Annotated in this window: 20 protein-coding genes; 9 read left to right on the top strand and 11 right to left on the bottom strand. The window is 68.2% G+C overall.

Annotated elements, in window-relative coordinates; translation table 11 throughout:
* The first annotated feature begins 61 nt into the window (after nucleotides 1–61).
* The gene (locus P9A17_RS00350) at nucleotides 62–790 is read left to right on the top strand and encodes an SDR family oxidoreductase (RefSeq protein ID WP_278036607.1); all 729 of its coding nucleotides are present in this window, start codon (nucleotides 62–64) and stop codon (nucleotides 788–790) included.
* A 3-nt stretch (nucleotides 791–793) separates the two neighbouring features.
* On the opposite strand, the gene P9A17_RS00345 is transcribed toward P9A17_RS00350, so the two are convergent.
* From P9A17_RS00345 to P9A17_RS00325, 5 genes are all read right to left on the bottom strand, one after another.
* Entirely contained in the window at nucleotides 794–1,672 is an 879-nt protein-coding gene (locus P9A17_RS00345) for an enoyl-CoA hydratase/isomerase family protein (RefSeq protein WP_278036606.1), read from the bottom strand.
* Nucleotides 1,669–3,189 (bottom strand): fatty-acid--CoA ligase FadD4, encoded by a 1,521-nt coding sequence (gene fadD4 / locus P9A17_RS00340; protein WP_278036605.1) that lies wholly within the window; start codon nucleotides 3,187–3,189, stop codon nucleotides 1,669–1,671. Before fadD4 ends, P9A17_RS00345 begins: the two co-directional genes overlap by 4 nt.
* 139 nt (nucleotides 3,190–3,328) lie before the next feature.
* A complete protein-coding gene (locus tag P9A17_RS00335) occupies nucleotides 3,329–5,158 on the bottom strand; it encodes a phosphoenolpyruvate carboxykinase (GTP) (RefSeq protein ID WP_278036604.1) in 1,830 nt (609 codons plus the stop codon).
* A 162-nt stretch (nucleotides 5,159–5,320) separates the two neighbouring features.
* Nucleotides 5,321–6,547: a hypothetical protein gene (locus P9A17_RS00330; protein ID WP_278036603.1), complete on the bottom strand. Its 1,227-nt coding sequence runs from the start codon at nucleotides 6,545–6,547 to the stop codon at nucleotides 5,321–5,323.
* A complete protein-coding gene (locus P9A17_RS00325) occupies nucleotides 6,544–7,509 on the bottom strand; it encodes a hypothetical protein (protein ID WP_278036998.1) in 966 nt (321 codons plus the stop codon). The genes P9A17_RS00330 and P9A17_RS00325 overlap by 4 nt, the downstream gene beginning before the upstream one ends.
* Before the next feature lie 194 nt (nucleotides 7,510–7,703).
* Between P9A17_RS00325 and trmB the strand changes: the two genes are divergently transcribed.
* From trmB to P9A17_RS00310, 3 genes are read left to right on the top strand one after another with little or no spacing between them, the layout of a single operon-like run.
* Nucleotides 7,704–8,459 carry a tRNA (guanosine(46)-N7)-methyltransferase TrmB gene (gene trmB / locus P9A17_RS00320; RefSeq protein WP_278036997.1) on the top strand — a complete coding sequence of 252 codons (756 nt, stop codon included), beginning with the start codon at nucleotides 7,704–7,706 and terminating at the stop codon, nucleotides 8,457–8,459.
* Nucleotides 8,456–9,175 carry an NYN domain-containing protein gene (locus tag P9A17_RS00315; RefSeq protein ID WP_278036602.1) on the top strand — a complete coding sequence of 240 codons (720 nt, stop codon included), beginning with the start codon at nucleotides 8,456–8,458 and terminating at the stop codon, nucleotides 9,173–9,175. The genes trmB and P9A17_RS00315 overlap by 4 nt, the downstream gene beginning before the upstream one ends.
* A 26-nt stretch (nucleotides 9,176–9,201) precedes the next feature.
* On the top strand, nucleotides 9,202–12,498 hold the full coding sequence (locus P9A17_RS00310) for an MMPL family transporter (protein WP_278036601.1): 3,297 nt from the start codon (nucleotides 9,202–9,204) through the stop codon (nucleotides 12,496–12,498).
* 75 nt (nucleotides 12,499–12,573) lie between these two features.
* Here the strand turns inward: P9A17_RS00310 and P9A17_RS00305 are convergent, their stop codons facing one another.
* Both P9A17_RS00305 and P9A17_RS00300 read right to left on the bottom strand, forming a co-directional pair.
* The gene (locus P9A17_RS00305) at nucleotides 12,574–12,924 is read right to left on the bottom strand and encodes a cupin domain-containing protein (protein WP_278036600.1); all 351 of its coding nucleotides are present in this window, start codon (nucleotides 12,922–12,924) and stop codon (nucleotides 12,574–12,576) included.
* Nucleotides 12,925–12,931: 7 nt separating this feature from the next.
* Entirely contained in the window at nucleotides 12,932–14,086 is a 1,155-nt protein-coding gene (locus P9A17_RS00300) for an AI-2E family transporter (RefSeq protein ID WP_278036599.1), read from the bottom strand.
* Nucleotides 14,087–14,163: 77 nt separating this feature from the next.
* Between P9A17_RS00300 and P9A17_RS00295 the strand changes: the two genes are divergently transcribed.
* Genes P9A17_RS00295 through P9A17_RS00285 form a run of 3 tightly spaced genes read left to right on the top strand, consistent with a single transcriptional unit; the run spans nucleotide 14,164 to nucleotide 16,945 of the window.
* Nucleotides 14,164–15,351 carry a YbhN family protein gene (locus P9A17_RS00295; protein ID WP_278036598.1) on the top strand — a complete coding sequence of 396 codons (1,188 nt, stop codon included), beginning with the start codon at nucleotides 14,164–14,166 and terminating at the stop codon, nucleotides 15,349–15,351.
* A gap of 9 nt (nucleotides 15,352–15,360) precedes the next feature.
* The gene (locus P9A17_RS00290; RefSeq protein ID WP_278036597.1) at nucleotides 15,361–16,590 is read left to right on the top strand and encodes a M23 family metallopeptidase; all 1,230 of its coding nucleotides are present in this window, start codon (nucleotides 15,361–15,363) and stop codon (nucleotides 16,588–16,590) included.
* Nucleotides 16,577–16,945, top strand: coding sequence for a DUF3054 domain-containing protein (locus P9A17_RS00285; RefSeq protein WP_278036596.1), 369 nt, complete (start codon nucleotides 16,577–16,579; stop codon nucleotides 16,943–16,945). The genes P9A17_RS00290 and P9A17_RS00285 overlap by 14 nt, the downstream gene beginning before the upstream one ends.
* Here P9A17_RS00285 and P9A17_RS00280 read toward each other — a convergent pair.
* The 4 genes from P9A17_RS00280 to P9A17_RS00265 form a co-directional block, all read right to left on the bottom strand.
* Entirely contained in the window at nucleotides 16,942–18,282 is a 1,341-nt protein-coding gene (locus tag P9A17_RS00280) for a HAMP domain-containing sensor histidine kinase (RefSeq protein ID WP_278036996.1), read from the bottom strand. The genes P9A17_RS00285 and P9A17_RS00280 overlap by 4 nt on opposite strands.
* Complete coding sequence (locus P9A17_RS00275) at nucleotides 18,279–19,025, bottom strand: response regulator transcription factor (RefSeq protein WP_278036595.1); 747 nt, start codon at nucleotides 19,023–19,025, stop codon at nucleotides 18,279–18,281. Before P9A17_RS00275 ends, P9A17_RS00280 begins: the two co-directional genes overlap by 4 nt.
* Before the next feature lie 7 nt (nucleotides 19,026–19,032).
* A complete protein-coding gene (locus P9A17_RS00270; RefSeq protein ID WP_278036594.1) occupies nucleotides 19,033–19,431 on the bottom strand; it encodes a heme-binding protein in 399 nt (132 codons plus the stop codon).
* A 151-nt stretch (nucleotides 19,432–19,582) separates the two neighbouring features.
* The gene (locus P9A17_RS00265) at nucleotides 19,583–20,035 is read right to left on the bottom strand and encodes a hemophore (RefSeq protein WP_278036593.1); all 453 of its coding nucleotides are present in this window, start codon (nucleotides 20,033–20,035) and stop codon (nucleotides 19,583–19,585) included.
* A 270-nt stretch (nucleotides 20,036–20,305) separates the two neighbouring features.
* Between P9A17_RS00265 and P9A17_RS00260 the strand changes: the two genes are divergently transcribed.
* A complete protein-coding gene (locus P9A17_RS00260; RefSeq protein ID WP_278036592.1) occupies nucleotides 20,306–23,251 on the top strand; it encodes an MMPL family transporter in 2,946 nt (981 codons plus the stop codon).
* 5 nt (nucleotides 23,252–23,256) lie between these two features.
* Nucleotides 23,257–23,742: an XRE family transcriptional regulator gene (locus P9A17_RS00255; RefSeq protein WP_278036591.1), complete on the top strand. Its 486-nt coding sequence runs from the start codon at nucleotides 23,257–23,259 to the stop codon at nucleotides 23,740–23,742.
* Nucleotides 23,743–23,745: the final 3 nt, after the last annotated feature.

Below are 23,745 nucleotides of genomic sequence, written 5' to 3'. Positions count from 1 at the left end.
CCGGGCTGACAGGGTGCATCGCACCCTGGTTGTCCGTCGCACCGGCACCCAGGCTGGGGTCATGAGTGAATCGAAGATCATCATCGTCACCGGAGCCAGCAGCGGAATCGGAGAGGCGGTTGCCGAGCGACTCGCCTCCGACGGCCATCACGTCGTCGCGGGCGCGCGCCGCGAGGACCGCCTCCAGGAACTCGCCGGCCGGGTCGGGAAGGCGGGCGGCAGCATCCAGACCCGGCGTCTCGACGTGACCGACCGCGCGGATGTCGCCGCCTTCGTCGATGCCGTGGTCACCGCGCACGGCAGGGTGGACGTCATCGTCAACAACGCGGGCGTGATGCCGCTGTCACGCCTCGACGCTCTGCTGGTCGACGAGTGGGACCGGATGATCGACGTCAACGTGCGCGGGCTGCTCAACGGCATCGCCGCCACACTCCCGGTTTTCCAGCACCAGGGCGGCGGCCACTTCATCACGGTGGCGTCGATCGGCGCGCACGAGGTGGTGCCCACGGGCGCGGTCTACTGCGCGAGCAAGTACGCCGCCTGGGCGATCACCGAAGGGCTGCGGATGGAGTCGGACCCGTCGATCCGCGTGACGACGGTGTCCCCGGGAGTCGTCGAATCCGAACTGGCCGAGACGATCTCGGATCCGACGGCGGTCGCGGCGATGAAGGACTACCGGGCCGACGCGATCTCGCCGGATGCGATCGCACGCGGAATCTCCTATGCGATCAACGAACCCGCGGATGTCGACGTCAACGAGCTGATCATCCGTCCTGCCCGGCAGCGCTGACAATCAGCCGATCTCGTCGACCAGGCCCCACCGCAGCGCGGTCTCGGCGTCGATCGAGCGGCCGGACAACACGAGATAGGCAGTGCGCCAACGGCCGATGCGGCGGGTGATGCTGACCGTCCCGCCAGCACCCGGTATCAGCCCGAGCGCGAGCTCCGGTAGCCCGAGGACCGCGTCGGGACGGCATCGCACCCAACCGCAGTAGGCCGCCATCTCCAGTCCGCTGCCCTGCACCTGGCCGTGGATCTCGGCGCGGCAGGCGCGGCCCAGCCGGGCGGTGATCTCGTCGAGCACGAGAGCAGGACTGTGGCGGGTCCGGGCGATGTGCGCGCTGGCCGGGTCTGCGAACGTGCCGAACTCGGCCAGATCGCCGCCGCTGCAGAACGACGGGCCGTTGCCCGCCACGACGACTTCGGTGACCGACGGGTCCAACCGGGCGACCTCGAGGGCCTCCAGCAGCGCCGCGCGGGCGTCGGTCGAGAACGCATTGTGCCGCGCGGCCCGGTTGAAGCGAACCGTGAGACGGTCTCCGTCGCGTTCTGCCACAACGGGATTCGGGACGACGGGTACGACGGCCGGTCCACGGCCGGCCAGCCAGCCGGCGAACTCGGTACCGGATTGAAGCGTCGAGTAGGCCAGCGATTCGGTGACGACGCCCGCGAACGTCGAACCCTTGACGTCGACGGCGCGCAGGACGTCGTCGCAGACGGCCGCGGCCTGCGGCCAGCGTCGGCAGCGCTCGGTGAGCTCGGCAAGCGCGTCGGGCACCGAGGTGACGGTGACGGCGCGGGGATCGTCGGTGACGTCCTCGGTCAGCGTGAAGGATGCGTCGTCCGACGGTGTCCCGACGGCGACCCGCACTCCCCCGGCCAGCTCGTTCACGAGTACTTGTTTATCAGCTCCTGCTTGTACAGCTTGCCCGTGTCGGTGCGCGGCAGTTGCGCCTCGAACGAGATGGACCGCGGGCACTTGTAGTGCGCCAGCCGGTCTCGCAGCCACGCGATCAGTTCCTCACCGAACTCCGGGGTGGCGTCGGCGGGGTCGACCGTCTGGACAACACCTTTCACCCGCTGACCCATCTCGTCGTCGGGCACACCGAACACCGCGGCGTCCATCACCAACGGATGCGTGACGAGCATGTTCTCGGCTTCCTGCGGGTAGATGTTCACCCCGCCCGAGATGATCATGTGGTGCCTGCGGTCGGTGAGGTAGAGGTAACCCTCCTCGTCGACGTAGCCGATGTCGCCGACGGTCTTCCACCCGTGGGTGCTGCGGGACTTGGCGGTCTTGTCGGGATCGTTGAGGTACTCGAAGTCGAAGCCGCCCTCGAAGTAGATCTCGCCGGCCTCGCCGGGGGGCAGTTCGTTGCCGTCCTCGCCGACGATGTGCAGGGCACCGGCCAGCGGGCGCCCCACCGAACCGGGGTGGGCCAGCCACTCGTCGGCGGTGATCAGCGTCGAGCCGTGTGCCTCGGAGGAGGCGTAGTACTCGTCGACGATGGGGCCCCACCAGTCGATCATCTGCTTCTTGATCTCGACGGGACACGGGGCGGCGGCGTGCATGACGCGCTCCAGGCTCGACACGTCGTAGGAGGTGCGGACGTCTTCCGGGAGCTTGAGCATGCGGGTGAACATGACCGGCACGAACTGACCATGTGTGACACGGTGTTTGGCGATCGCGTCGAGCGCACCCTCGGCGTCGAACTTCTCCATCACCACCGTCGTGATTCCGCCGGCCTGGGTCTGCATCGACCACACCGACGGCGCCGTGTGATACAGCGGGGCGGGGCTCAGATAGACGGCCTCCGGGTGCATCCAGAACGACACCAGCGCGGCCATCAGACCGGGCACCTCGGCCGGCTTCTGATGTGTCAGTGCACGTTTGATGCCTTTGGGACGGCCCGTCGTACCCGAGGAGTACTGCAGCAGGTCACCCTCGATCTCGTCGTCGATGGGCGTATCCGGTTGATCCGCAACACATTCGGGGTAGCTCTGCCATCCGTCGAGAGTCCCGTCGGCGATGAGGAGAACCGGCGGAAGCCCGTTGGGCAGTTCCGCGGCGAGCCCGGCGAGAGTGTCTGTGAGCTTGCCAGATCCGACGATCGCCTTGGCGCTGCTGTTGTCGACGATGTAGGCCGCCTCGGCGGCGGTCAGGTGCGTGTTGATGGGCACGTAGTACAGACCGCAGCGGCGCGCGGCCCACATGACCGCGTGCATGTGCTCGTTGTTCTCCATCAGGATCGCGACGGCATCGCCTTCGACGAGCCCGGCCCTGCGGAACAGATGCGCGAGGCGGTTCGCCCTGGCCTCGAGCTCGCCGAATGTCACCACCGTTCCCGACGGATACATGACGATGGCGGGCTTGTCGGGGCTGGCGACGGCGGTGTCACGGATCTGCATGCGAAGACTCTACAAGCCTAAACTTGACACCTGTCAAGAGGTGGCTGGGTGCGCGCTGTCGCCGCCGACGAGCGTGCCCAGAATGCACAACGCGAGCGGCGTGTCAGTGTGCAGACTCGCGCGCTCGCGGTGTGAACGGCTAGGCCTCTTCGGCGAGGCGGGTCTTCAAGGCGTCGAACTCGTCCTTGATGCCCGTCGGCAGCTTCTCGCCGACGAACTCGAACCACTCCTCGATCAGAGGCAGTTCAGCACGCCACTCGTCGGCGTTGACCTTCAGCGCCTCGTCGACGTCAGCCGGATCCACGTCGAGCCCGGACAGATCCAGGTCGGCAGCGGTCGGCACGATGCCGATCGGGGTGCTCTTACCTTCGGCGGTGTGCTCGATGCGCTCGATGGCCCACTTCAGCACGCGGCTGTTCTCGCCGAAGCCGGGCCACAGGAAGCGGCCGTCCTCGCCGCGGCGGAACCAGTTGACGAAGAACACCTTCGGCAGCTTCGACTCGTCGGCCTGCTTGCCGATGTTGATCCAGTGCTGGAAGTAGTCACCGACGTTGTAGCCCAGGAACGGCAGCATGGCCATCGGGTCGCGGCGCACGGTGCCGACCTTGCCCTCGGCGGCGGCGGTCTGCTCGGAACCGAGCGTGGCGCCGATGAAGACACCGTGCTGCCAGTCGCGGGCCTCGGTGATCAGCGGGACGGTGGTCTTGCGACGGCCGCCGAACAGGATCGCCGAGATCGGCACACCCTGCGGGTCGTCCCACTCCGGCGCCAGCGTCGGGCACTGCGAGATCGGGGTGCAGTAGCGCGAATTCGGGTGCGCGGCTTTGGTTTCCGTCTCGCGGAGAACCCAGTCGTTGCCCTTCCAGTCGATCAGGTGATCGGGCTCGCCCTCCAGGCCCTCCCACCACACATCGCCGTCGTCGGTCTTGGCGACGTTGGTGAAGACGGTGTTGCCGGCGGCGATCGTCTTCATCGCGTTGGGGTTGGAATCCCAGTTGGTGCCGGGCGCGACACCGAAGAAGCCGAACTCGGGGTTGACGGCGTACAGCCGGCCGTCCTTGCCGAAGCGCATCCACGCGATGTCGTCGCCGACGGTCTCGGCGCGCCAGCCCGGAATCGTGGGCTGCAGCATGGCGAGGTTGGTCTTACCGCACGCCGAGGGGAACGCCGCGGCGACGAAGTAGGCCTTGTTCTCCGGGGAGATCAGCTTGACGATCAGCATGTGCTCGGCGAGCCAGCCCTCGTCGTGGGCCATCGCCGACGCGATGCGCAGCGAGTAGCACTTCTTGCCCAGCAGCGCGTTGCCGCCGTAGCCGGAGCCGTAGCTCCAGATCTCCCGGGTCTCGGGGAAGTGGGTGATGTACTTCGTGTCGTTGCAGGGCCACGGCACGTCCTTCTCACCGTCTTCCAGCGGCGCACCGAGGGAGTGCAGCGCCTTGACGAAGAAGCCGTCGTCGCCGATCTTCTCCAGCGCCGCCTGACCCATCCGGGTCATCGTGCGCATCGACACGACCACGTACTCCGAGTCGGTGAGCTCGACGCCCAGCTTCGGATCCTCGGCGTCCAGCGGGCCCATGCAGAACGGCACCACCCACAGGGTGCGTCCGCGCATCGAGCCGCGGTAGAGGTCGGTCATGATGCCGCGCATCTCGGCCGGGTCCATCCAGTTGTTGGTGGGCCCCGCGTCGATCTCGCGCTGCGAGCAGATGTAGGTGCGCGACTCGACGCGCGCGACGTCGGAGGGATCGGAGAGCGCCAGGAACGAGTTCGGCTGCTTCTCGTTGTTGAGCTTCTGGAAGGTGCCCGCGTCGACGAGCTGCTGGGCGAGGCGCTCGTATTCCTCCTGGGAGCCGTCAGCCCAAGCCACGCGGTCCGGCTGCGTCAGCTCGGCAACTTCGCGGACCCACGCCAGCAGCCCCTCGTGCTTTGTCGGTGCGGAATCCAGTCCCGGAATGGTCGCTGCGGTCATGCTGTGTTGTCTCCCTGCATCTTGCTGCGAAAGGTCTGCCAGAACGCGGGCGGCGCCAGGATTGAGGCCCCCAGGACTCAAACCAGATGGCAGCCACGGCCGTCACTGTGTATTGAGGTTAACGCGGGTGAGATACCCGCGGTAAATCAGGAGTATGTCCAATCACTCACAGGAACGATTCAGATGGCGGTAACCGGGTGATCTACCGATCGGTAACAACCCAGAAGCCTCCTCCGAGCGCGTGAGCTGCCGAATTTTGGCCTCGATCGCCGCGATCTGATCACCGAATTCCTCGTCCTCGCCCGCCCCCGCAGTGGCGCTCGCCAAGGCCATCGAGGTCTCGGCGGCCAGCATGCGCGTCGCCACCCGTTCCTCGGCGGCGGCCCGCGCCGCGGCAGCCACCTCGGCCGCCCACGCCTGAAGCAGTGTCCGGACGTGAAGAAGTGTGCGCGCCCGGATCACCCACACCGACGTCGCCAGCCCGACACCTCCGCCGACGGCCAGTCCCGCGAGCGCGAGCCCGGGCGCGAGTCCCGCGACGACGCGCGTCACCACCAAGGCGACACCGAAGCCGAACCCCGCGCCGAGCACGGCCATCAGTCGGTTCTCCAGCCGGCGCGGTGTCAGCGGCGGATCTGCCGGTTCGAGATCCGGTGGCGGGGCAGCCGCCGTCGCGCCGGCATGTGCGGAAATGTCGGCGTCGACGTCGGCCAGCACGTCGCGGCAGCGCTGGCGAACGTACCGAGGGAAGGACCCCACCTCACCCCTGTCGACCGCCGCCGCCTTCTCGACCAACTCGGTGCGCAGCGCGGCGCACCGCCTCCGCACGGTGTGCGTCAGATCAAGCCGGACCTGCTGGACCGCGCCGCGCAACGTGCGCGCACGTTCCGCGGCCGCCAGCCGCCTGCTTCGCATCAGGCGCTCCCGCTGGTTTCGAAGCTGAGCAACTCGGAAGTCGTTCGCCAGCAACGTATTTCGAGCCCGAACGGTGGCGTCGCCGAGCGCCGAGTCCAGCACGCCGACCAATTCGTCCATGATCGGTTCACCCAGCCTGGGTGCCGCCGCCGCACCGACCCACGGCACGGGCCTGCCCAGCGCTGCGCGGTTGACGGAAAGGACGGCCTGCCAGTCGCGGTGGTCGTCGATCTTCGCGACGACGGCGACCACCACGTCGATGTCGGCGGCGAACTCGGGCAGTGCACAATCCGATTCGGTGAGCGGGGCAACCGCAGAGACGACGAACACGACTGCTGCGGGACTGTCGTCCGACGACAACTCCGTGCGCTCGGCGAACCGGTACGACGGGAGCCTGCGGCTCAACTCGCTCACCATCGCCGACACCCCCGCCCGAGGTGGGCCGGCCACCACCACCACCTCCGGCGCCGTCACTGCTGCGACCTCAGCAGACCGCGCGAGATGTCGGCGGCGCACCGGCGGTGCAGTGCATTCAGAGGCCCGTCCGCGTAGTGGCGCCACCGCACCGCACTGCGAAGACCGTCACCGAGGTCGACACGCACACCCGCCGCCTCCATGACGTTCGCGGCGGACGTCATCACCGCCGACACGACCTGGTCGGAAACCAGGAACGAGGCCAGCTCGTCGTCGCGCGTCTCCGCGGCGACCCGTCGCAGCCCCGCCAGCGCCGAGCAGCCGCGGCGGTACTCCACCTCGGCATCGAATTCGCCAATCCGGGCCACGGCGGCGTCCACCTGGCTGAGTGCCCGCAACCGCGCGGCCACCTGCGCGCCGTCCGCACCGTCGGCGACGGCAAGAACCGCGTGCGCAATGCCGAACCGGTCGAGTCGCTCGAGCAGACGGCGTCGAACGGGGCCGGGCACCACGTGCGGCGCGGCCACGAACGCATCGACCGACGTCATGTCGGCAGGTGTCACCGCCAACGTGCGCAGTGCCGCAGCCATCTCCTCGTCGACGTCGACCGCAGCGAGGTGAGCGATCGTGGGAACGACGGGACAACCGGACGCGGCGGCGATCCGGCCCGCGATCCGCCCGGCTTCCGCGAGCGGTCCACCGGGGACCCGGCCGGACAGGTCCGCCTTGTTGAGGACGATGACGGTCGGCCCGGCGCCGAGATCCCGCTGGTCCTCAGCCTTGAGCGCCTCGGCGACGACAAGAACGTGCACGTCGGCGCCGCTCGTGACAATTCGCACGCCGGATCCGGCCAGCCCTCGGGCCACGGCTGTGCAGCCGACCCCCGACCGACCGAGGACGGCCACCGACCGCGGTGCGCGAAGCCGCGCCTCTACCGCGCGTACCCGCGGGTTGCCGGTGTGCGCGGCGTACCGGCCGACGGCGTCGGCCAACGTCGGCCGAGCTGACGACGACAGCGGCATAGACGACAAAGAAAACACTGTGGCCCCCGGTCCCCGAGGCGGCCTTGACGTCCGCCCCCCACAGAATCGTGGCACCGGTTGCGGCGGGGCGACGACACCACTTTTGCCGCTTGACGGCGTGGGTACCCCCCTGTACCAGGAGAAGGCAACTGTTGGGTATCAATCTGTAACACGATGCGGGGAGCGCGGTCTTGATAAGCGACCATGGACGGATGCAATCGACGGGTTCCGAGGTCGCCGCTTCCGCGACGCCGGAATCCCCGCACTTCCACCGCCGCGTCACCAGCTTCCGCGCCCGTCGTTCCACCATCTCGGACAGCCAGCAGGCCACCTGGGATCGGCTTTGGCCCGAACTCGGCCTACAGGCCCGCGACGGCGACGCCCCGGCAGGCCTGCTCGACACCGACGCCTGGTTCGGCCGCCACGCCCCCGTCGTCCTGGAGATCGGCTGCGGCACGGGCACCTCGACCCTGGCAATGGCGCAGGCCGAACCCGACATCGACGTCGTCGCCGTCGAGGTCTACCGGCGTGGGCTGGCCCAGCTGCTCAGTGCGATGGACCGGGAGGGCACCTCGAACATCCGGCTGATCCGCGGCGACGGTGTCGACGTCCTCACCTCGATGTTCGGGCCCGACTCGCTGACCGGCGTCCGCGTCTTCTTCCCCGACCCTTGGCCCAAGGCGCGCCACCACAAGCGCCGGCTGCTGCAGCCCGACACCGTGGCCCTGATCGCTGACCGGCTGCGCCCCGGCGGCGTGCTGCACGCGGCCACCGATCACATGGGATACGCCGAGCACATCGCCGAGGTCGGCGACGCCGAGCCGCGCCTGCGCCGTGTCGCCGTCTCTGATCGTCTCCTGATATCGGCGGACCGGCCCGTCACCAAGTACGAGCGCAAAGCGCTCGCAGGTCCCATCGTGACCGAGCTGCTCTGGGAGAGAACGCCATGAGCGTCACCGACAACATGCCCGGCGTCGACGCCACATCCGAGGTGGTCACGTACGCAGAGCTCGGCGCCGACACCGCGCCGCGGGCCGGCCGGGTCCTTCTCGTCTGGGACGCACCCAACCTCGACATGGGGCTCGGATCGATCCTGGGTGGCCGTCCGACCGCCGCCCACCGGCCCCGTTTCGACGCGCTGGGCCGCTGGCTGCTCTCCCGGACCGCCGACCTGTCCGCCGAATATGCCGGATCCGGCCGCCCGGTGGCGCTCGAACCCGAGGCCACCGTCTTCACCAACATCGCCCCGGGCAGCGCGGACGTCGTGCGGCCCTGGGTCGAGGCATTGCGTAACGTTGGCTTCGCGGTGTTCGCCAAACCCAAGGTGGACGAAGACAGTGACGTCGACAGCGACATGCTGGACCACATCGCCCTGCGCGAGAGCCAGGGACTGGCCGGTCTGATCGTCGCCTCCGCCGACGGCCAGGCGTTCAAAGTGCCCCTGGAAGACATCGCCAGAACCGGCGTCGGGGTCCAGGTGCTCGGATTTCGCGAACATGCCAGTTGGGCGTTAGCGTCGGATACCTTGGAGTTCGTCGATCTGGAGGACATCGCAGGCGTCTTCCGGGAACCGTTACCGCGGATCGGACTCGATTCGCTACCCGAGCAGGGTGCTTGGCTGCAGCCGTTCCGGCCGCTGTCGTCGCTCCTGAACTCGCGCGTCTAGAAAAACTAAAGCTTAAGGAGCCCAACGTGTTCGCCTGGTGGGGTCGAACGGTGTACCAGTACCGATACATAGTGATCGGTGTCATGGTCGCACTGTGCCTGGGCGGCGGCGTCTACGGCATGAGCCTGGGACAGCACGTCACCCAGAGCGGTTTCTATGACGAAGGCAGCCAGTCCGTCCATGCGTCGCTGGTGTCCGACGAGGCCTACGGCCGTGATCGCACGAGCCACGTGGTGGCGATCCTCACGCCGCCCGACGGCGAGAAGGTCGACAACCCGGAGTGGATGGAGAAGGTCACCGGCGAGCTGAACGATCTCGTCGCCGACCACGAGGACCAGATCGTCAGCTGGGTCGGCTGGCTGCGGGCGCCGGACGCCGCGGCCGAAACCGTGCAGCAGATGAAGACCGAGGACCTGTCCAAGACGTTCATCAGCATCCCGCTCAAGGGCGATGACGACGACGCGATCCTCAAGAACTACCAGGCCATCGAACCTCAACTGTCCGAGGTCAACGACGGCCGCATCCAGTTGGCCGGGCTGCAGCCGCTGGCCAGTGAGCTGACCGGCACCATCGGCGAGGACCAGAAGCGGGCCGAGGTGGCGGCCATCCCGCTGGTCTGCGTCGTGTTGTTCTTCGTCTTCGGCGGTGTCATCGCCGCGGCCCTGCCCGGCATCATCGGCGGTCTGACCATCGCCGGCGCGCTCGGCATCATGCGGGTGTTCGCCGAGTTCATGCCCGTGCACTTCTTCGCTCAACCCGTCGTCACGCTGATGGGCCTCGGCATCGCGATCGACTACGGCCTGTTCATGGTGAGCCGTTTCCGCGAGGAGCTCGCCGAGGGGTACGACACCGAGGCCGCGGTGCGCCGCGCCGTGATGACGTCCGGCCGCACCGTCATGTTCTCCGCCGTCATCCTCGTGGCGTCCTCGGTGCCGCTGCTGCTGTTCCCGCAGGGCTTCCTGAAGTCGATCACCTACGCGATCATCGCGTCGGTCATGCTCGCGGCGATCCTGTCGATCACCGTGCTGCCCGCGGCCCTGGGCATCCTCGGCCCCCGCGTCGACGCGCTCGGTGTGCGCTGGCTGCTGAAGTTCATCAACTCCGACGTCACCTCGGATCCCGCCAACACGAAAACCAACACGCTGGCGATCGCGTCCATCCCCGCCGGCCTGCTGGTCCCGCCGGCCGGCTTTGCCCTCGGACATCTGGCGCGCAAACGCATCAAGTACTCCGGAGAGCAGGGCCTGCCCCTGACCTTGATCGGCCTGACGCTCGGCTACGTCGGCATGCTGGGCTGGCTGACCTATTTCGTCATGTCCAATAAGGACAGCCTCGGCGGCGGCCTGTACTGGGTGATGCTCGGTGTCATCATCTTCGTCGCCGTCGTCGCCGGTGGTCTCGCTCTGGCCCGTTATGTCCCGCTCGCTCGCAAACCGATCGTCTGGTGGGTCGAGTGGCTGGCCGAGAAGACGCAGAAGACGAAGACGCGCGCCGAGGTCGAGAAGGGCTTCTGGGGCAAGCTCGTCAACGTCGTGATGAAGCGGCCGATCGCGTTCGCCGCGCCCATTCTGATCATCATGATCCTGCTGATCATCCCGCTGGGCCAGCTTGCCCTCGGCGGTATCAGCGAGAAGTATCTGCCGCCTGACAACGGTGTGCGCCAGGCGCAGGAGGACTTCGACCGCAGCTTCCCCGGATTCCGCACCGAACCGCTGACCATGGTGATCGAACGCCAGGACGGCGAGCCCGTCACCGATCAGCAGCTCGCGGAGGTCCGTGCCAAGGCGATGACGATCGGCGGGTTCATCGACCCGGACAACGATCCGTCCAAGATGTGGCAGGAACGCTCAGTTCAGGAGGGCGGTTCGAAGGACCCGTCTATCCGGGTCATCCAGAACGGCCTGGTCAGCCGCAACGATGCCTCCCAGAAGATCGACGAGCTCCGCGCAATCCAACCTCCCCGCGGGCTCGACATCTCCGTCGGCGGCACGCCCGCTCTGGAGCAGGACAGCATCCACAGCCTGTTCGACAGGCTGCCTCTGATGGGGATCGTGCTGATCGTCACGACGACGATCCTGATGTTCCTGGCGTTCGGCTCGATCGTGCTACCGATCAAGGCGGCGCTGATGAGCGCGCTGACGCTCGGCTCGACGATGGGCATCCTGACGTGGATGTTCGTCGACGGGCACGGATCCGGGCTGATGAACTACACCCCGCAGCCGCTGATGGCGCCGATGATCGGCCTGATCATCGCGGTGATCTGGGGTCTGTCCACCGACTACGAGGTGTTCCTCGTCTCCCGCATGGTCGAGGCCAGGGAGCGCGGACTGTCGACCGCCGAGGCGATCCGCATCGGCACCGCGACGACGGGCCGCCTGATCACCGGCGCGGCCCTGGTTCTCGCGGTGGTCGCCGGTGCGTTCGTGTTCTCCGACCTGGTGATGATGAAGTACCTCGCGTTCGGCCTGCTCATCGCACTGCTGCTGGACGCGACGATCATCCGGATGTTCCTGGTCCCCGCGATCATGAAGCTGCTCGGCGACGACTGCTGGTGGGCGCCGCGCTGGATGAAGCGCGTCCAGGAGAAGTTGGGTCTCGGCGAGACCGAGCTGCCCGACGAGCGCAAACGTCCGCAGGTGCGGGACGAGCGTGACGAGCCCGCCGAGGCGCTGGTCGGTGCGGGCGGTCCCCCGGCGATGGTGCCCGCGCGGGCACTGCCGCCACACGATCCCGGGCATCCCGGCCCCGGCCGCCCAGGGCCCGGCCGGCCACCCGCCGGTCCGCGGCCCCCGATGCCGCCCAGGCCTGCCGGAGATCCGTCGGGCGCAGGCACCACTCGCATCCCGGCCGCTCCGCCGCGTCCACAGGCAGCCCCGCCCCAGGTGCCAGCTCCCCCGGCCGACGAGCCGCAGACGACGCGGTTGTCCGTCGCCAAGAACGTCGTGCGCAACGCTGTCAGCGGTGCCGCCGCAGCGGCGCAGCGGGCAGCGCGTCCCGACAAACCCGAGGCGCCGGCCCCTCGCGACGAGCGCGAGATCGAGTCCTGGCTCGGAGACCTGCGCGGGAACACCGCGTCCGGCGCCGGTCAGGCCGGCCCGCAGCCCATGCGGCCGTCAGCGGAACCGACCCGGGCGATGCCCGACGCTGACACCGCCGGCGACGATTCCGACGACGCGGCGACCCGGGCTATCCCGGCGCAGCGCAAGCCGGATGCCGAGACGGCGACGGAGAAGCTCAACACCCGGCCTGACGACGACACGCCACGGCGCGGCGGCGGTGGGCTCAGCGCGCAGGACCTGCTGCGCCGCGAAGGCCGCATCTAGTCGGACGACGATCAAGCGGCGAGGGACGAGCCGCGTTGAGGAGTCTGACCAAAGGTCTAGCCTCGCGAGACCGCGTCAGGCCTGGGTCAGGTAGATCTTGCGCAGGGTTTCGGTGACGGTCCACGTCGTCTCGGCGCCCGCAGCCAGACGGACGACGTCGCCGGGTCCGACCGTCAGTGTCGGGCTGCCGTCGCCGAACTCGACGGTCGCCGAACCCGCCAGCACGATGAATACCTCGTCGACCTCGACGTCGGTTGCGACACCCGGCGTCATCTCCCAGACGCCGACCTCGACGCCGTAGAAGTTGGTCAGCTCCACCGCGCCGGTCTGTGGGTCACCCTCGACGCGTTGGTCTCCGGGCACAGCCTCGTGGTCGAGGTCGAGTTCGGCGGCGTGGGCGGCGCTGTTGGATCTGAGTTCGCTCATGTCAGAGTCAGCCCTTCTTCGTGTCGACGTCGTCGGGTTCGGCGCTGATCAACCCTTCGTCGTCGGCCTCCAACGCCGCTTCCTCCGCGACCGGGTCGTCGGCGGTCAGGACCCGGATCGCGCTGTTGAGGAACGCCAGCGCGGGAACGGCGAGGAGCGCGCCGACGATCCCGGCCATCACGCCGCCGCCGGCGATCGCGAGCACGATCGCCAGCGGGTGGATCGCGACGGCGCGCCCCATTACGAGCGGTTGCAGGACGTGACCTTCCAACTGCTGCACCGCGATGATCAGCCCCAGAGTGATGAGCGCGAAGACCCAGCCCTTCGCGATCAGAGCCACGACGACGGCGAGGAATCCGGTCACCAGAGCACCGACCAGCGGGACGAACGCACCCATGAACACCAACGAGGCGAGCGGAAGCGCCAGTGGCACACCCATGATCGCGAGGCCGACACCGATGCCGATCGCGTCGACGGCCGCCACGAGGAACGTCGCGCGCACATAACCGATCAGCGAACGGAATCCGGCGCGGCCGGCGTCGCGGACCCGGTCGCGCACGTGGCTGGGGAAGACCAAGGTGACGAACCCGAAGATGTTGCGACCACCGTGCAGCAGGAAGATCAGCGTGAAGAACACCAGCAGGGCGCCGGTGATGATCTCGGTCAGGGTGCCCGCTGTCGACAGCGCGCCACTGGTCAGTTTCTCCTGGTTGCTCTGCAGCGCGTTGATCGCCGTGTCGCGGGCCTGGTTGATCTGCTGATCGCTGACCTGCAGCGGACCGTCGGTCAGCCATTTGCCGACGCCCTCGATGCTGGTGGAGACCTGCCCGACGAGCGCGGGCGCGCCCTCGACGAACTGGGTGACGACGAACGCCAGCAGCGCCCCGAACAACGCGATGCTGGTGAGCAGTACGAGTGCGACAGCGCCACCGCGCGGTGCCCCTCGCTTGTCCAGGAAGTCGACGACGGGCAGCAGCAGCGCCGCGATGATCGTCGCCAAAGCCACCGGGACAACCAGGATTTCGAGCTTCAGCATGACCCACAGGACGGCGAGGACCGCGACGAAGATGACCAGCAGCCGCCACGACCAGGCGGCGATCCTGCGGACCGTCGGACTGACCGACTGGTCGGCGAAAGTGTCGAAAGACGGGCGGTCTGGCATCCCGGTAGCGTAACGGCCACATCCGCCCGAGCCTTGGATCTGCGGTTTTCAGCCGATGTCCGCTTACCCTGTAGGGCGTGTCACACGACGCGCCAGCGAGCGACACCCAGGCCGGGGCCTCCGGCCAGGACCGAACGCGCGGCAAGTACTGGTGGCTGCGGTGGGTTCTGATCGGGCTGGCCGTCATCGTGCTGACGATCGAATTGGCGCTGGTCCGCGATCAATTGGCCAAGGCGTGGAAGAGCCTGCTGTCGGCGAACTGGCTGTGGGTGCTGGCCGCCGCGGTCGCCGCAATGGCGTCGATGCACAGCTTCGCCCAGATCCAACGCACGCTTCTGCGGTCGGCTGGGGTGCGGGTCCACCAGTGGCGCTCCGAGGCGGCGTTCTACGCAGGCAACGCCTTGTCGACGACGCTGCCCGGCGGGCCGGTGCTGTCGGCGACGTTCATCTACCGCCAGCAGCGGCTCTGGGGTGCGTCCCCGCTCGTGGCGTCCTGGCAGTTGGTGATGTCCGGCGTGCTGCAGGTCGTCGGGCTGGCGCTGCTGGGCCTCGGCGGCGCTTTCCTTCTCGGCGCCAGCAAGAACCCGTTGTCGCTGATCTTTTCGCTCGGCGGTTTCATTGCGCTGATCCTGCTCGCCCAGGCGGTGGCCACCCGGCCCGAGCTGATCGAGGGCATCGGTGTGCGGGTCCTGACGTGGGTGAACTCGCTGCGCGGCAAGCCCGCCCAGACCGGTATGGCGAAGTGGCGCGAGATCCTCGCACAGCTGGAGTCGGTTCAGCTGGGGCGCCGCGATCTCGGTGAGGCGTTCAGCTGGTCGCTGTTCAACTGGGTTGCCGACGTCGCGTGCCTGCTGTTCGCCTGTTATGCCACCGGCGGGCATCCGTCGCTGGCAGGGGTGACCGTCGCGTATGCGGCCGCCCGCGCCGTCGGCTCGATCCCGCTGATGCCCGGTGGCCTGCTCGTGGTGGAAGCGGTGCTCGTACCGGGTCTGGTCACCAGTGGGATGTCGCTGGCGTCGGCCATCTCGGCGATGCTCATCTACCGCCTGATCAGCTGGATCTTCATCTCCACCATCGGGTGGATCGTGTTCTTCTTCATGTTCCGCACCGAGAGCGACGTCGATCCCGACTCCAACGGATCGACGGCACCCGCCCCGGACGAGGACGCTCCGCCGCAGTTCAGCCCCGACCCGGAGGCGCCTCATCCGCCGGACATATTGTCCGACGATCCCCCGGACGACGACCTCACCAATCCCCGAAAGTAGCTGCGCCACATGCCGGTTCGTCCAACCCTTGCGATCCTGCTGTTAGCCGCGGCACTGACCGCGTCCTGCGCATCCGCACCCCAGACCACACAGGTGGCCACCAGCTCGTCAACCGTTCCATCGACGGACGCCCCGCCGCCGCAGGGCCCCTCGGTGGCCACGCCGCTGGTGGGACGCGTTCTGTCCGCACCCATCCCGGTGCCGACCACGGACGGCAAAACTCATCTCGCATACGAACTTCTGCTGACCAACACGCTCGCCCAAGACGTGACCCTCGCGTCGGTCGAGGTGCGCAGCGGCGACCGCTCACTGCTCACCCTGCCCCGGGACCGCCTCCAGTACTGGACGCGGATACTCGGAAACCCAACGCCGACAACCGTGCTCGGTGCCGCCCAGACGGCGACGGTGTGGCTCGACGTGGCGCTCTCACCCAACGATCCGGTCCCCGACCAACTGACCCACGCCGTCTCGATCACGGTGCCCGACCCGATGCCGCCACTGTTCCCCGGTGCGATGACCGAGGAAGTCGGGCCCGTCACCGTGCAGACCCGCACGCCGGTGCAGATCTCGCCGCCGCTGGCCGGGCCGAACTGGCTGGACGGCAACAGCTGCTGCGACATGACGGCGCATCGCATGGCGCTGAACCCGATCAACGGCGAGATCTGGGCGGCCGAGCGGTTCGCCATCGACTACATCCAGCTCGGGCCCGACGGCCGGATGTTCACCGGGGACAAGGCCGCGACGGCCAGCTACCCGTACTTCGGCGCCGACATCCTCGCCGTCGGCGACGGGCCGGTCGTCAGCGTTCTCGACGGGCTGCCCGAGCAGGTACCGGGTGTCCCGCCAACAGGTTTGGCGCTCAACGAGTACGGCGGCAACCACATCGTGCAGGACCTCGGTGGTGGCAACTATGCCTTCTACGCGCATCTGCAGACCGGCTCGGTCAAGGTCCAGCCCGGAGACCGGCTGACCACCGGTCAGGTCATCGGGTCACTCGGCAACACCGGTAACTCTGATGCGCCGCACCTGCATTTCCACGTCATGAACGGCCCGGACCCGCTGCGCTCGGACGGCCTACCGTTCGTGTTCGGTTCGTACCGGCTGGACTCGCGGACCACCGCCGACATCGATCCCCTGCTCGACGGCAGGCCCGCCGAGCTTGAACCGGGATTCGCCCCGCGCGACGAAAAGAACACCAGCCCAATGGTTTACGATGTGATGACCTATGCAGACCGCTGACCGTTCCCTCGTGCTCAAGGCGCTGGCCGCCGACCTGCTCTGCGTCGTCGTGTTCTGCACGATCGGGCGCCGCAGTCACGCGGAGGGTTTGACCATCGCTGGTATCGCCGAGACGGCGTGGCCGTTCCTCACGGGCACCGGCATCGGCTGGTTGCTCGCGAGGGCTTGGCAGCGGCCGTCCTCGCTCGCACCCACAGGCGTCGTCGTCTGGGTGGCGACGGTTGTCGTCGGCATGCTGTTGCGCAAGGTCACCGGCCAGGGCACGGCCACGAGCTTCATCGTGGTGGCGTCGGTGACGACCGCCGTGCTGCTGCTCGGCTGGCGCGGGGCCGCCCGCGCCATCGCGCGCCGCTAGCCGTCCGAATCCTGCGGCGCCTCAGGCGAAGTCGACACGACGAGGGTGGCGCGCAGCCCACCCAAAGGTCCGTCGCTGAGCGCGATCGCGCCGCCGTGCAGCGCGGCCTGCTGGGCCACCAGCGCCAGGCCCAGCCCTGAACCTCCGGGGGATGCGTTGCTGCCCCGGGAGAAGCGTCCGAGCACCGACTCGTGCTCGTCGGCGGGCAGGCCCCGCCCGTTGTCGTCGACGACGATCGTGATGTCGTCGACACCGCGATGGGCGGCGAGCACGATGCGGGTCGCCGCGCCGTGGGTGACGGCGTTGCGCACCAGGTTGTCGACCGCCAGCCGCAGACCGCTGGGCCAGCCGAGCACGGTGCCCACCTCGTCGCCTGCCTCGATGTCGATCTGCACGTCGCGGCTGACGCGCATGTTCTCGCGGGCGACGCGGTCGAGCATGTCGGCGATGTCGATCACCTCGCGATCCTCGGCCTGTGCCAACTGGCCGGAGGCGAGCTGACCGAGCGCGGTGATGATGCCCTCCACTCGGCGCTGCGCCCGGGACAGGTCGCCGACGACCTCGGCCCGTTCGTCGTCGGGCAGGTCGTGGATGCGCAGCGTGTCGAGGTCCGCGCGCATCGCGGTCAGCGGAGTGCGCAACTCGTGGGCGGCGTTGGCGGCGAAATCCTGCGCGGCCTGAAGCGAATTGGTGGTGGCCCGCTGGGCCGCAGCGAGCCGGTCCAGCATCGCGCTCATCGCCTCGGACAGGTCCTCGGCTTCGCGGACCCCGTGGACTGCCGGGATCTGCTCGGTGCCGTCGCCGAGCGCTTTGGTGTGTTCGGTCAGCTTGCGCAGCGGCCGGATCGCGGGCCCGGCCAGCAGCCAGCCCAGCACCCCCGCGAGCAACACCGTGATCACGCCGACCCCGATGTAGAACGGAATCCTGGCGCTGGTCAGCAGGATGCTGTCGGCGCGGATGCCGATCGACATCAGCACGCCGCCTTCTTCGTCGACCGGGAGCGTGCGCACCCGGTACTCGATGCCGTTGACGACGACGGTCTCGGTGCCCGGCGGCAGCGCGGGCAACTGGAAGCCGCGCTGGAAGACGACCTGACCCGACGAGCGGGACCGGCCCGTCTGCAGTACCCCGCGGCGGGGGTCGGTCAGCTGATCGGGGAACACGCTGGCGTCGACGATCGCGTCGAGGCGCCGATCCAGTTGCACCTCATCGTTGTTGGCCAATACGAGCGACGTCAGGATCGTGAACGCGGCGACCACCGCCGCCGCGGCAGCGGCTGCTGCGATTGCCACTCTGGTGCGCAGAGAAGCCGATCGGAGAAACCTCGGAAGTCTCAGGGCTCTTCCCGAAGCACATAGCCGATGCCGCGCACCGTGTGGATGACGCGGGGCAGGCCGTCCCGTTCGAGTTTGCGGCGCAGATAGGAGACGAAGACATCGGCGACGTTGGTGTCGACGTCGAAGTCGTAGCCCCAGACGAGTTCCAGCAGGCGCTGCCTGCTCAGGACCACGCCCGCGTTCTCGGCGAGCGCGGCCAGCAGATCGAATTCGCGTTTCGTCAGCTCGACCCGCTCGCCGGCGACGAACACCAGCCTGCGCGCGGTGTCGATCGTCAGCGACCCGACCGTCATCGAGTCCGACGTCGGATCGGAAAGGTGGGCCCGGCGCAGTAGCGCGTGCAGCCGCGCGACCAACTCACCGAGATCGAAAGGCTTGGTCAGGTAGTCGTCGGCGCCGGCCTCGAGCCCCGCGATGCGGTCGTTGACGGTGTCGCGGGCCGACAGCACACAGATCGGGATGTCGTTGCCCAGCGCGCGCAACGCGGTGACCACCGCGACGCCGTCGAGCTCGGGCATCTGCACATCGAGCACCAGCGCGTCGTGCGATTCGCTGGAGAGCAGGCGCAGCGCCTCCCTGCCTGTCGCCGCGACCCGGACGTCGAACCCGGAATGCCGCAGACCTCGGGCAACCGAGGTCCGGACATCCGGGTCGTCGTCAACCATGAGGACCGTCCGGCCCGCGCCGTCCTGGGCGGACAGCTCCCCCCCACGAGCGGGCGGGTTGTCTACCCTGTCCCGCACCGTCGTATCAGAAGTTAGGTCCGTCCGGGTCCTGCGGCGTGAAGCCGCAGCGGTGCTTGATGTCGGCGAGCGGCTGGCGGATGCCCTTCAGCTCGGCTTCGACCTGGGGATGGGTGGCCAGGTACTCGGCGACCTCGGCGTCGAGCTGAGCCCGCGGCATGCCGTGCAGGCCGCTGAAGAACGCGTTCACGTCCGGGTGGGTGAACAGGTAGGCCGACGATGCGGCGGAGACGCCGGAGGCCACACCGGAGAAATCGGCCGCGGTGCAGTTCGGCGGCGGCGGAGGGGCGGGCTGTGCCGAAGCCGGCGCAGCGCCGAGGACACCGAACAGCACAGCGCCGGAAACCGCACCCGCGCCCAGCGCGCCTGCGACAGCACGACGCACAATGGGGGCCGAGTTCAACATGAACGCTCCTTAGATCTTGGGATTGACAGACCGGGCCCGAAGCGGCCGCCGGTCAGGACCATCCTAGGAAGCTAAGCAGAACAGCCGCACAGTTTCTTGCCTAGCGGTTAACCAATCGTGAGAAAGTCGCCAGAAGCGATGGTCCTGCGAGCTAACGCAGCCCGGCCACTCCGACATTCTGGGCCGGCGGCAGTGCGGGGCTCTGCTGGGCGGCCTGCATCAGGCCGAAGACCTGAGGCAGTGTCAGTGGCAATTTGCACTGGGTCGACAGTGCCTGCAGTGGACGCTGAAGCCGCTGCAGGTCAGCGGCGACCTGCGGGTTGGCATCGAAGTACGTCTTCAGCGCTGCGAGGGACTGCGGCCCTTCCTGCTGTTGAGAGATCGCGGTGATGGCGGCGTTCGTCTCGGGGTTTGCCTCGAGATAGTTGCCGGTGTAGGTGGCCACTTCAGCCACGGTCCTGGCCACCTCGCTGGCCGCACACGGGTCCGGTGCGGCGGTGGCCGTGGTCGCCGTGGATACCGACATCAGCGCCGCGACAGCGGCCCCCGCGGCGAGGACCGACGACCGCGTGGCTAACGCGGTGACTCCCCTGGCTGGCTTCATGACGAACTCCTAACAGTTCGCTAACGCCACACGCGTTTCGCAAACACGCTGCGATCATTAGCACGGGCCCCGACGCCTTGATATTGCTCGACCACATAGTGCCATCGCCCCCGCCGGGCTGACCACCTGAGCGCGTCGCGCAGACATGCATTAGAGCTGCATGAGGCATTGCTGAGGCCCTGGTGAGGACGGTCGCGGCACAGTTTCCTGCTGTACGCTTCCGCGAAGAAACGCCCGGGGAGAAAGTGGGGAGTTCACATCCAGCAGTTCATGATGCGCGTGAGCAGCAACCTGCGTAGGTTCCGCTGGGCGGTGTTCGCGGTCTGGCTGTTACTTCTGGTCCCCTCGGTGTATCTGGCCGTCAATCAAGCAGGCAACCTCACCGGCGGTGGCTTCGAAGTCGAAGGCTCGCAGTCGCTGTACGTGCAACGCCAACTCGAGGCGCAATTCCCCGACCAGGGCGCATCGCCCCTGGCGCTCGTCGCTGCACCCCGCGCGGACGCCTCGTTCCAGGACATGAACGACGCCGTCGCGCATCTGGAGAGTCTGGCCGCGGAGGTGCCCAGCGTCGCGATCGTCCCGACCCCTCTGCAACCACCGCCGCGGCCCGACCGGCCGTACGTCATCACGCTGCAGCTGGACTTCGAGAACACGGGCGCGGTGGACGTCGCCAAACAGCTGCGCCAGAAGATCGGCGTCGACGGTGAAGAGCCCGGCGAGACGGAGAACGGCAAGGTCCGCTTCTACGTCATCGGCCAGGGAGCGCTCGGTGCGGCAGCGACCGAGGCCACCAAGCACGACATCGCCCAGGCCGAGAAGTGGAACTTCCCGATCGTCCTGATCATCCTGCTGGCGGTCTTCGGGTCACTGGCCGCCGCGGCGATGCCGCTGCTGCTGGGTGTCTGCACCGTCGTCGTGACGATGGGTGTGGTCTTCGTCCTGTCGATGTACACGACGATGTCGGTGTTCGTGACGTCGACGGTGTCGATGTTCGGCATCGCGGTCGCCATCGACTACTCCCTGTTCATCCTGATGCGATTTCGCGAGGAGCTGCGCGCGGGCCGTGAACCCGAGGACGCCGCCGATGCGGCGATGGCCACGTCCGGCCTCGCGGTGGTGCTGTCGGGCCTGACGGTGATCGCGTCGGTCACCGGCATCTATCTGATCAACACCCCGGTGCTGCAGTCGATGGCGACAGGCGCCATCCTCGCCGTGGCCATCGCGGTGCTGACGTCGACGACGCTGACGCCCGCGGTGCTGGCCACGTTCGGCAGGCGGGCGGCCAAACGTTCGTCATACCTTCACTGGGGTCGGGGCGTCGAGGCGACGCAGTCGAAGTTCTGGTCCCGCTGGACCGGGTGGGTGATGCGCAGGCCGTGGCTGTCGGCGATCGCGGCGGCGGCGCTGCTGCTGGCGTTTGCGGCACCCGCATTCTCGATGATGCTCGGCAACAGTATGCAGCGGCAGTTCGATGCCACCCACGAGATCCGCGGGGGTGTCAACGCGGCGGCTGAGGCGCTCGGCCCCGGTGCGCTCGGTCCGATTCGGGTGCTCGTGACCTTCCCGGACGGCAACGCCGCTTCGGCAGCGGCGAAAGAGCCTCTGCTGCAATCTATTCGGCAGAAGATGACCCAGGCGCCCAACGTGGTGTCGGTCGCTCCGCCCGTGTTCGGCGCCGACTACCGCAGCGCGTTGCTGTCCGCGGTGCCGTCGGTCGATCCCGAGGACATGGGTGCCCGCGACACGATCGACTGGATGCGCGACCAGCTCCCGGCGGTGGCCGGCGAGGGAGCCCGCGTCGACGTCGGCGGCCCGACGGCGCTGATCAAGGATTTCGACGACCGGGTCTCCACGACGCAGCCACTGGTGTTCGCGTTCGTGGCGCTGATCGCCTTCGTCATGCTGCTCGTGTCGATCCGGTCGGTGTTCCTGGCGTTCAAGGGCGTCCTGATGACCGTGCTGTCGGTGGCGGCGGCGTACGGCTCGCTCGTCGTGGTCTTCCAGTGGGGCTGGTTGCAGGATCTGGGCTTCGAGAAGATCTCGTCGCTGGACAGTACGGTCCCGCCGCTGGTGCTCGCCCTCACATTCGGCCTGTCGATGGACTACGAGATCTTCCTGCTCACCCGCATCCGGGAGCGCTTCCTGCAGACGGGCAACACCCGCGACGCGGTGGCCTATGGCGTGTCGACCAGCGCCCGCACGATCACCAGCGCGGCGCTGATCATGATCGCGGTGTTCATCGGGTTCGCGTTCGCCGGTATGCCGCTGGTCGCCCAGCTCGGCGTCGCGTGCGCGGTCGCGATCGCGGTGGATGCGACGGTGGTGCGCCTGGTCCTGGTGCCGGCGCTGATGGCGATGTTCGACGAGTGGAACTGGTGGCTGCCGCGCTGGCTGGACCGCATCCTGCCGTCGGTGGACTTCGAGAAGCCGCTCCCCAAGGCCGACATCGGCGACCTCGTGATCATCCCCGACGACATCTCCGCGCTCGCTCCGTCCGGCTCGGACCTTCGTACCGTCGTCAAGTCGGCGGCGAAGTTCAAATCCCTTGCCCCGCAGGCAATCACTGTCGCAGATCCGCTGGCGTTCAGCGGCTGCCAGCCGTACAGCAAGATGACCGGAACGCGCGTGGGCCGCGACGAGCGCGTCACCGCCGCGGTGACCAATCGCGCCCACGGCAAGACTGTCGCGGTCAAACTGCCCAAACACCCGGTGACGATGTGGCGCGGCAGGCTCGATGTGGCCCTGGATGCGCTGGCCGTCGAACGGGCAGGTGCCGACGAGCGCTTGCGCGAGGAGCATCCAGGCGATACCGGGAGTTCGCGCATCGAGCGGACCGCCCCGATGGAGACCACCAACGTGTTGCTACCCACCGGCGATCGGCTGCAGATCCCGACCGGCGCCGAGACGCTGCGCCTCAAGAGCTTTCTGATCATGGAGCGCAACACCGCGCGCGACTACAACGAATTCGCGGAACTGGTCGACTCGATGGACACCAACACCGCGGCTGAAGTGCTGGCCAGCATGGATCGGTACTACGCTGGACAACCGGCACGCGGACACTGGGTGGCCACTCAGCTGGTGCGCCGACTGGCCGAGCCCGCGCCGTCCGACGGACCGGACATCGCGGCGGCCGGAGCCGACAGAGAGACTGAGTGGGCCAAGGTCAGACAGCGCTGCCTATCGGTGGCGGTGGCGATGCTGGAGGAAGCGAGGTGACGGCGGTGACCCCTGAGATTCGTGGGGGCGCGGACGCCGCCGCGACTCCCCCGGGTGTCGACGGCCGGCCCGTGGAGTTCTGGCCCACCGCCGCGATCCGGGCCGCCCTGGAGAACGACGACCTCAGCGTCTGGCAGCGCATCGTCGTTGCCATCAAGCGCGATCCGTTCGGCAGGACGGCCCGCCAGGTCGAGGAGGTCCTCGAGACTGCGCGTCCGTACGGGGTGTCGAGGGCGATGTCGGAGGTCCTGGTTCGCACCCGCGAGCATCTGGAGGCCAACGAGTGCGCCGAGGTGGCCCGCCACGTGCACCTGCTGCTGGAGCGTTCGGGTCTCGGCGAGCAGGAGTTCGCGTCGCGTATCGGCGTTCCGTCCGAGGACTTCGCCGCCTACCTGCGCGGCAGCACCAGCCCCGCGGCGTCCTTGATGATCCGGATGGGCCGCTTGTCCGACCGGTTCGCCAAGATGCGATCCCAGCGCAACAGCGACTGATCC

This window comes from Mycobacterium sp. 236(2023), from assembly GCF_029623955.1.
Classification (GTDB): domain Bacteria; phylum Actinomycetota; class Actinomycetes; order Mycobacteriales; family Mycobacteriaceae; genus Mycobacterium.
Note: the sequence above shows the minus strand (reverse complement) of the source record. Positions and strands in the feature narration are given on the sequence as shown.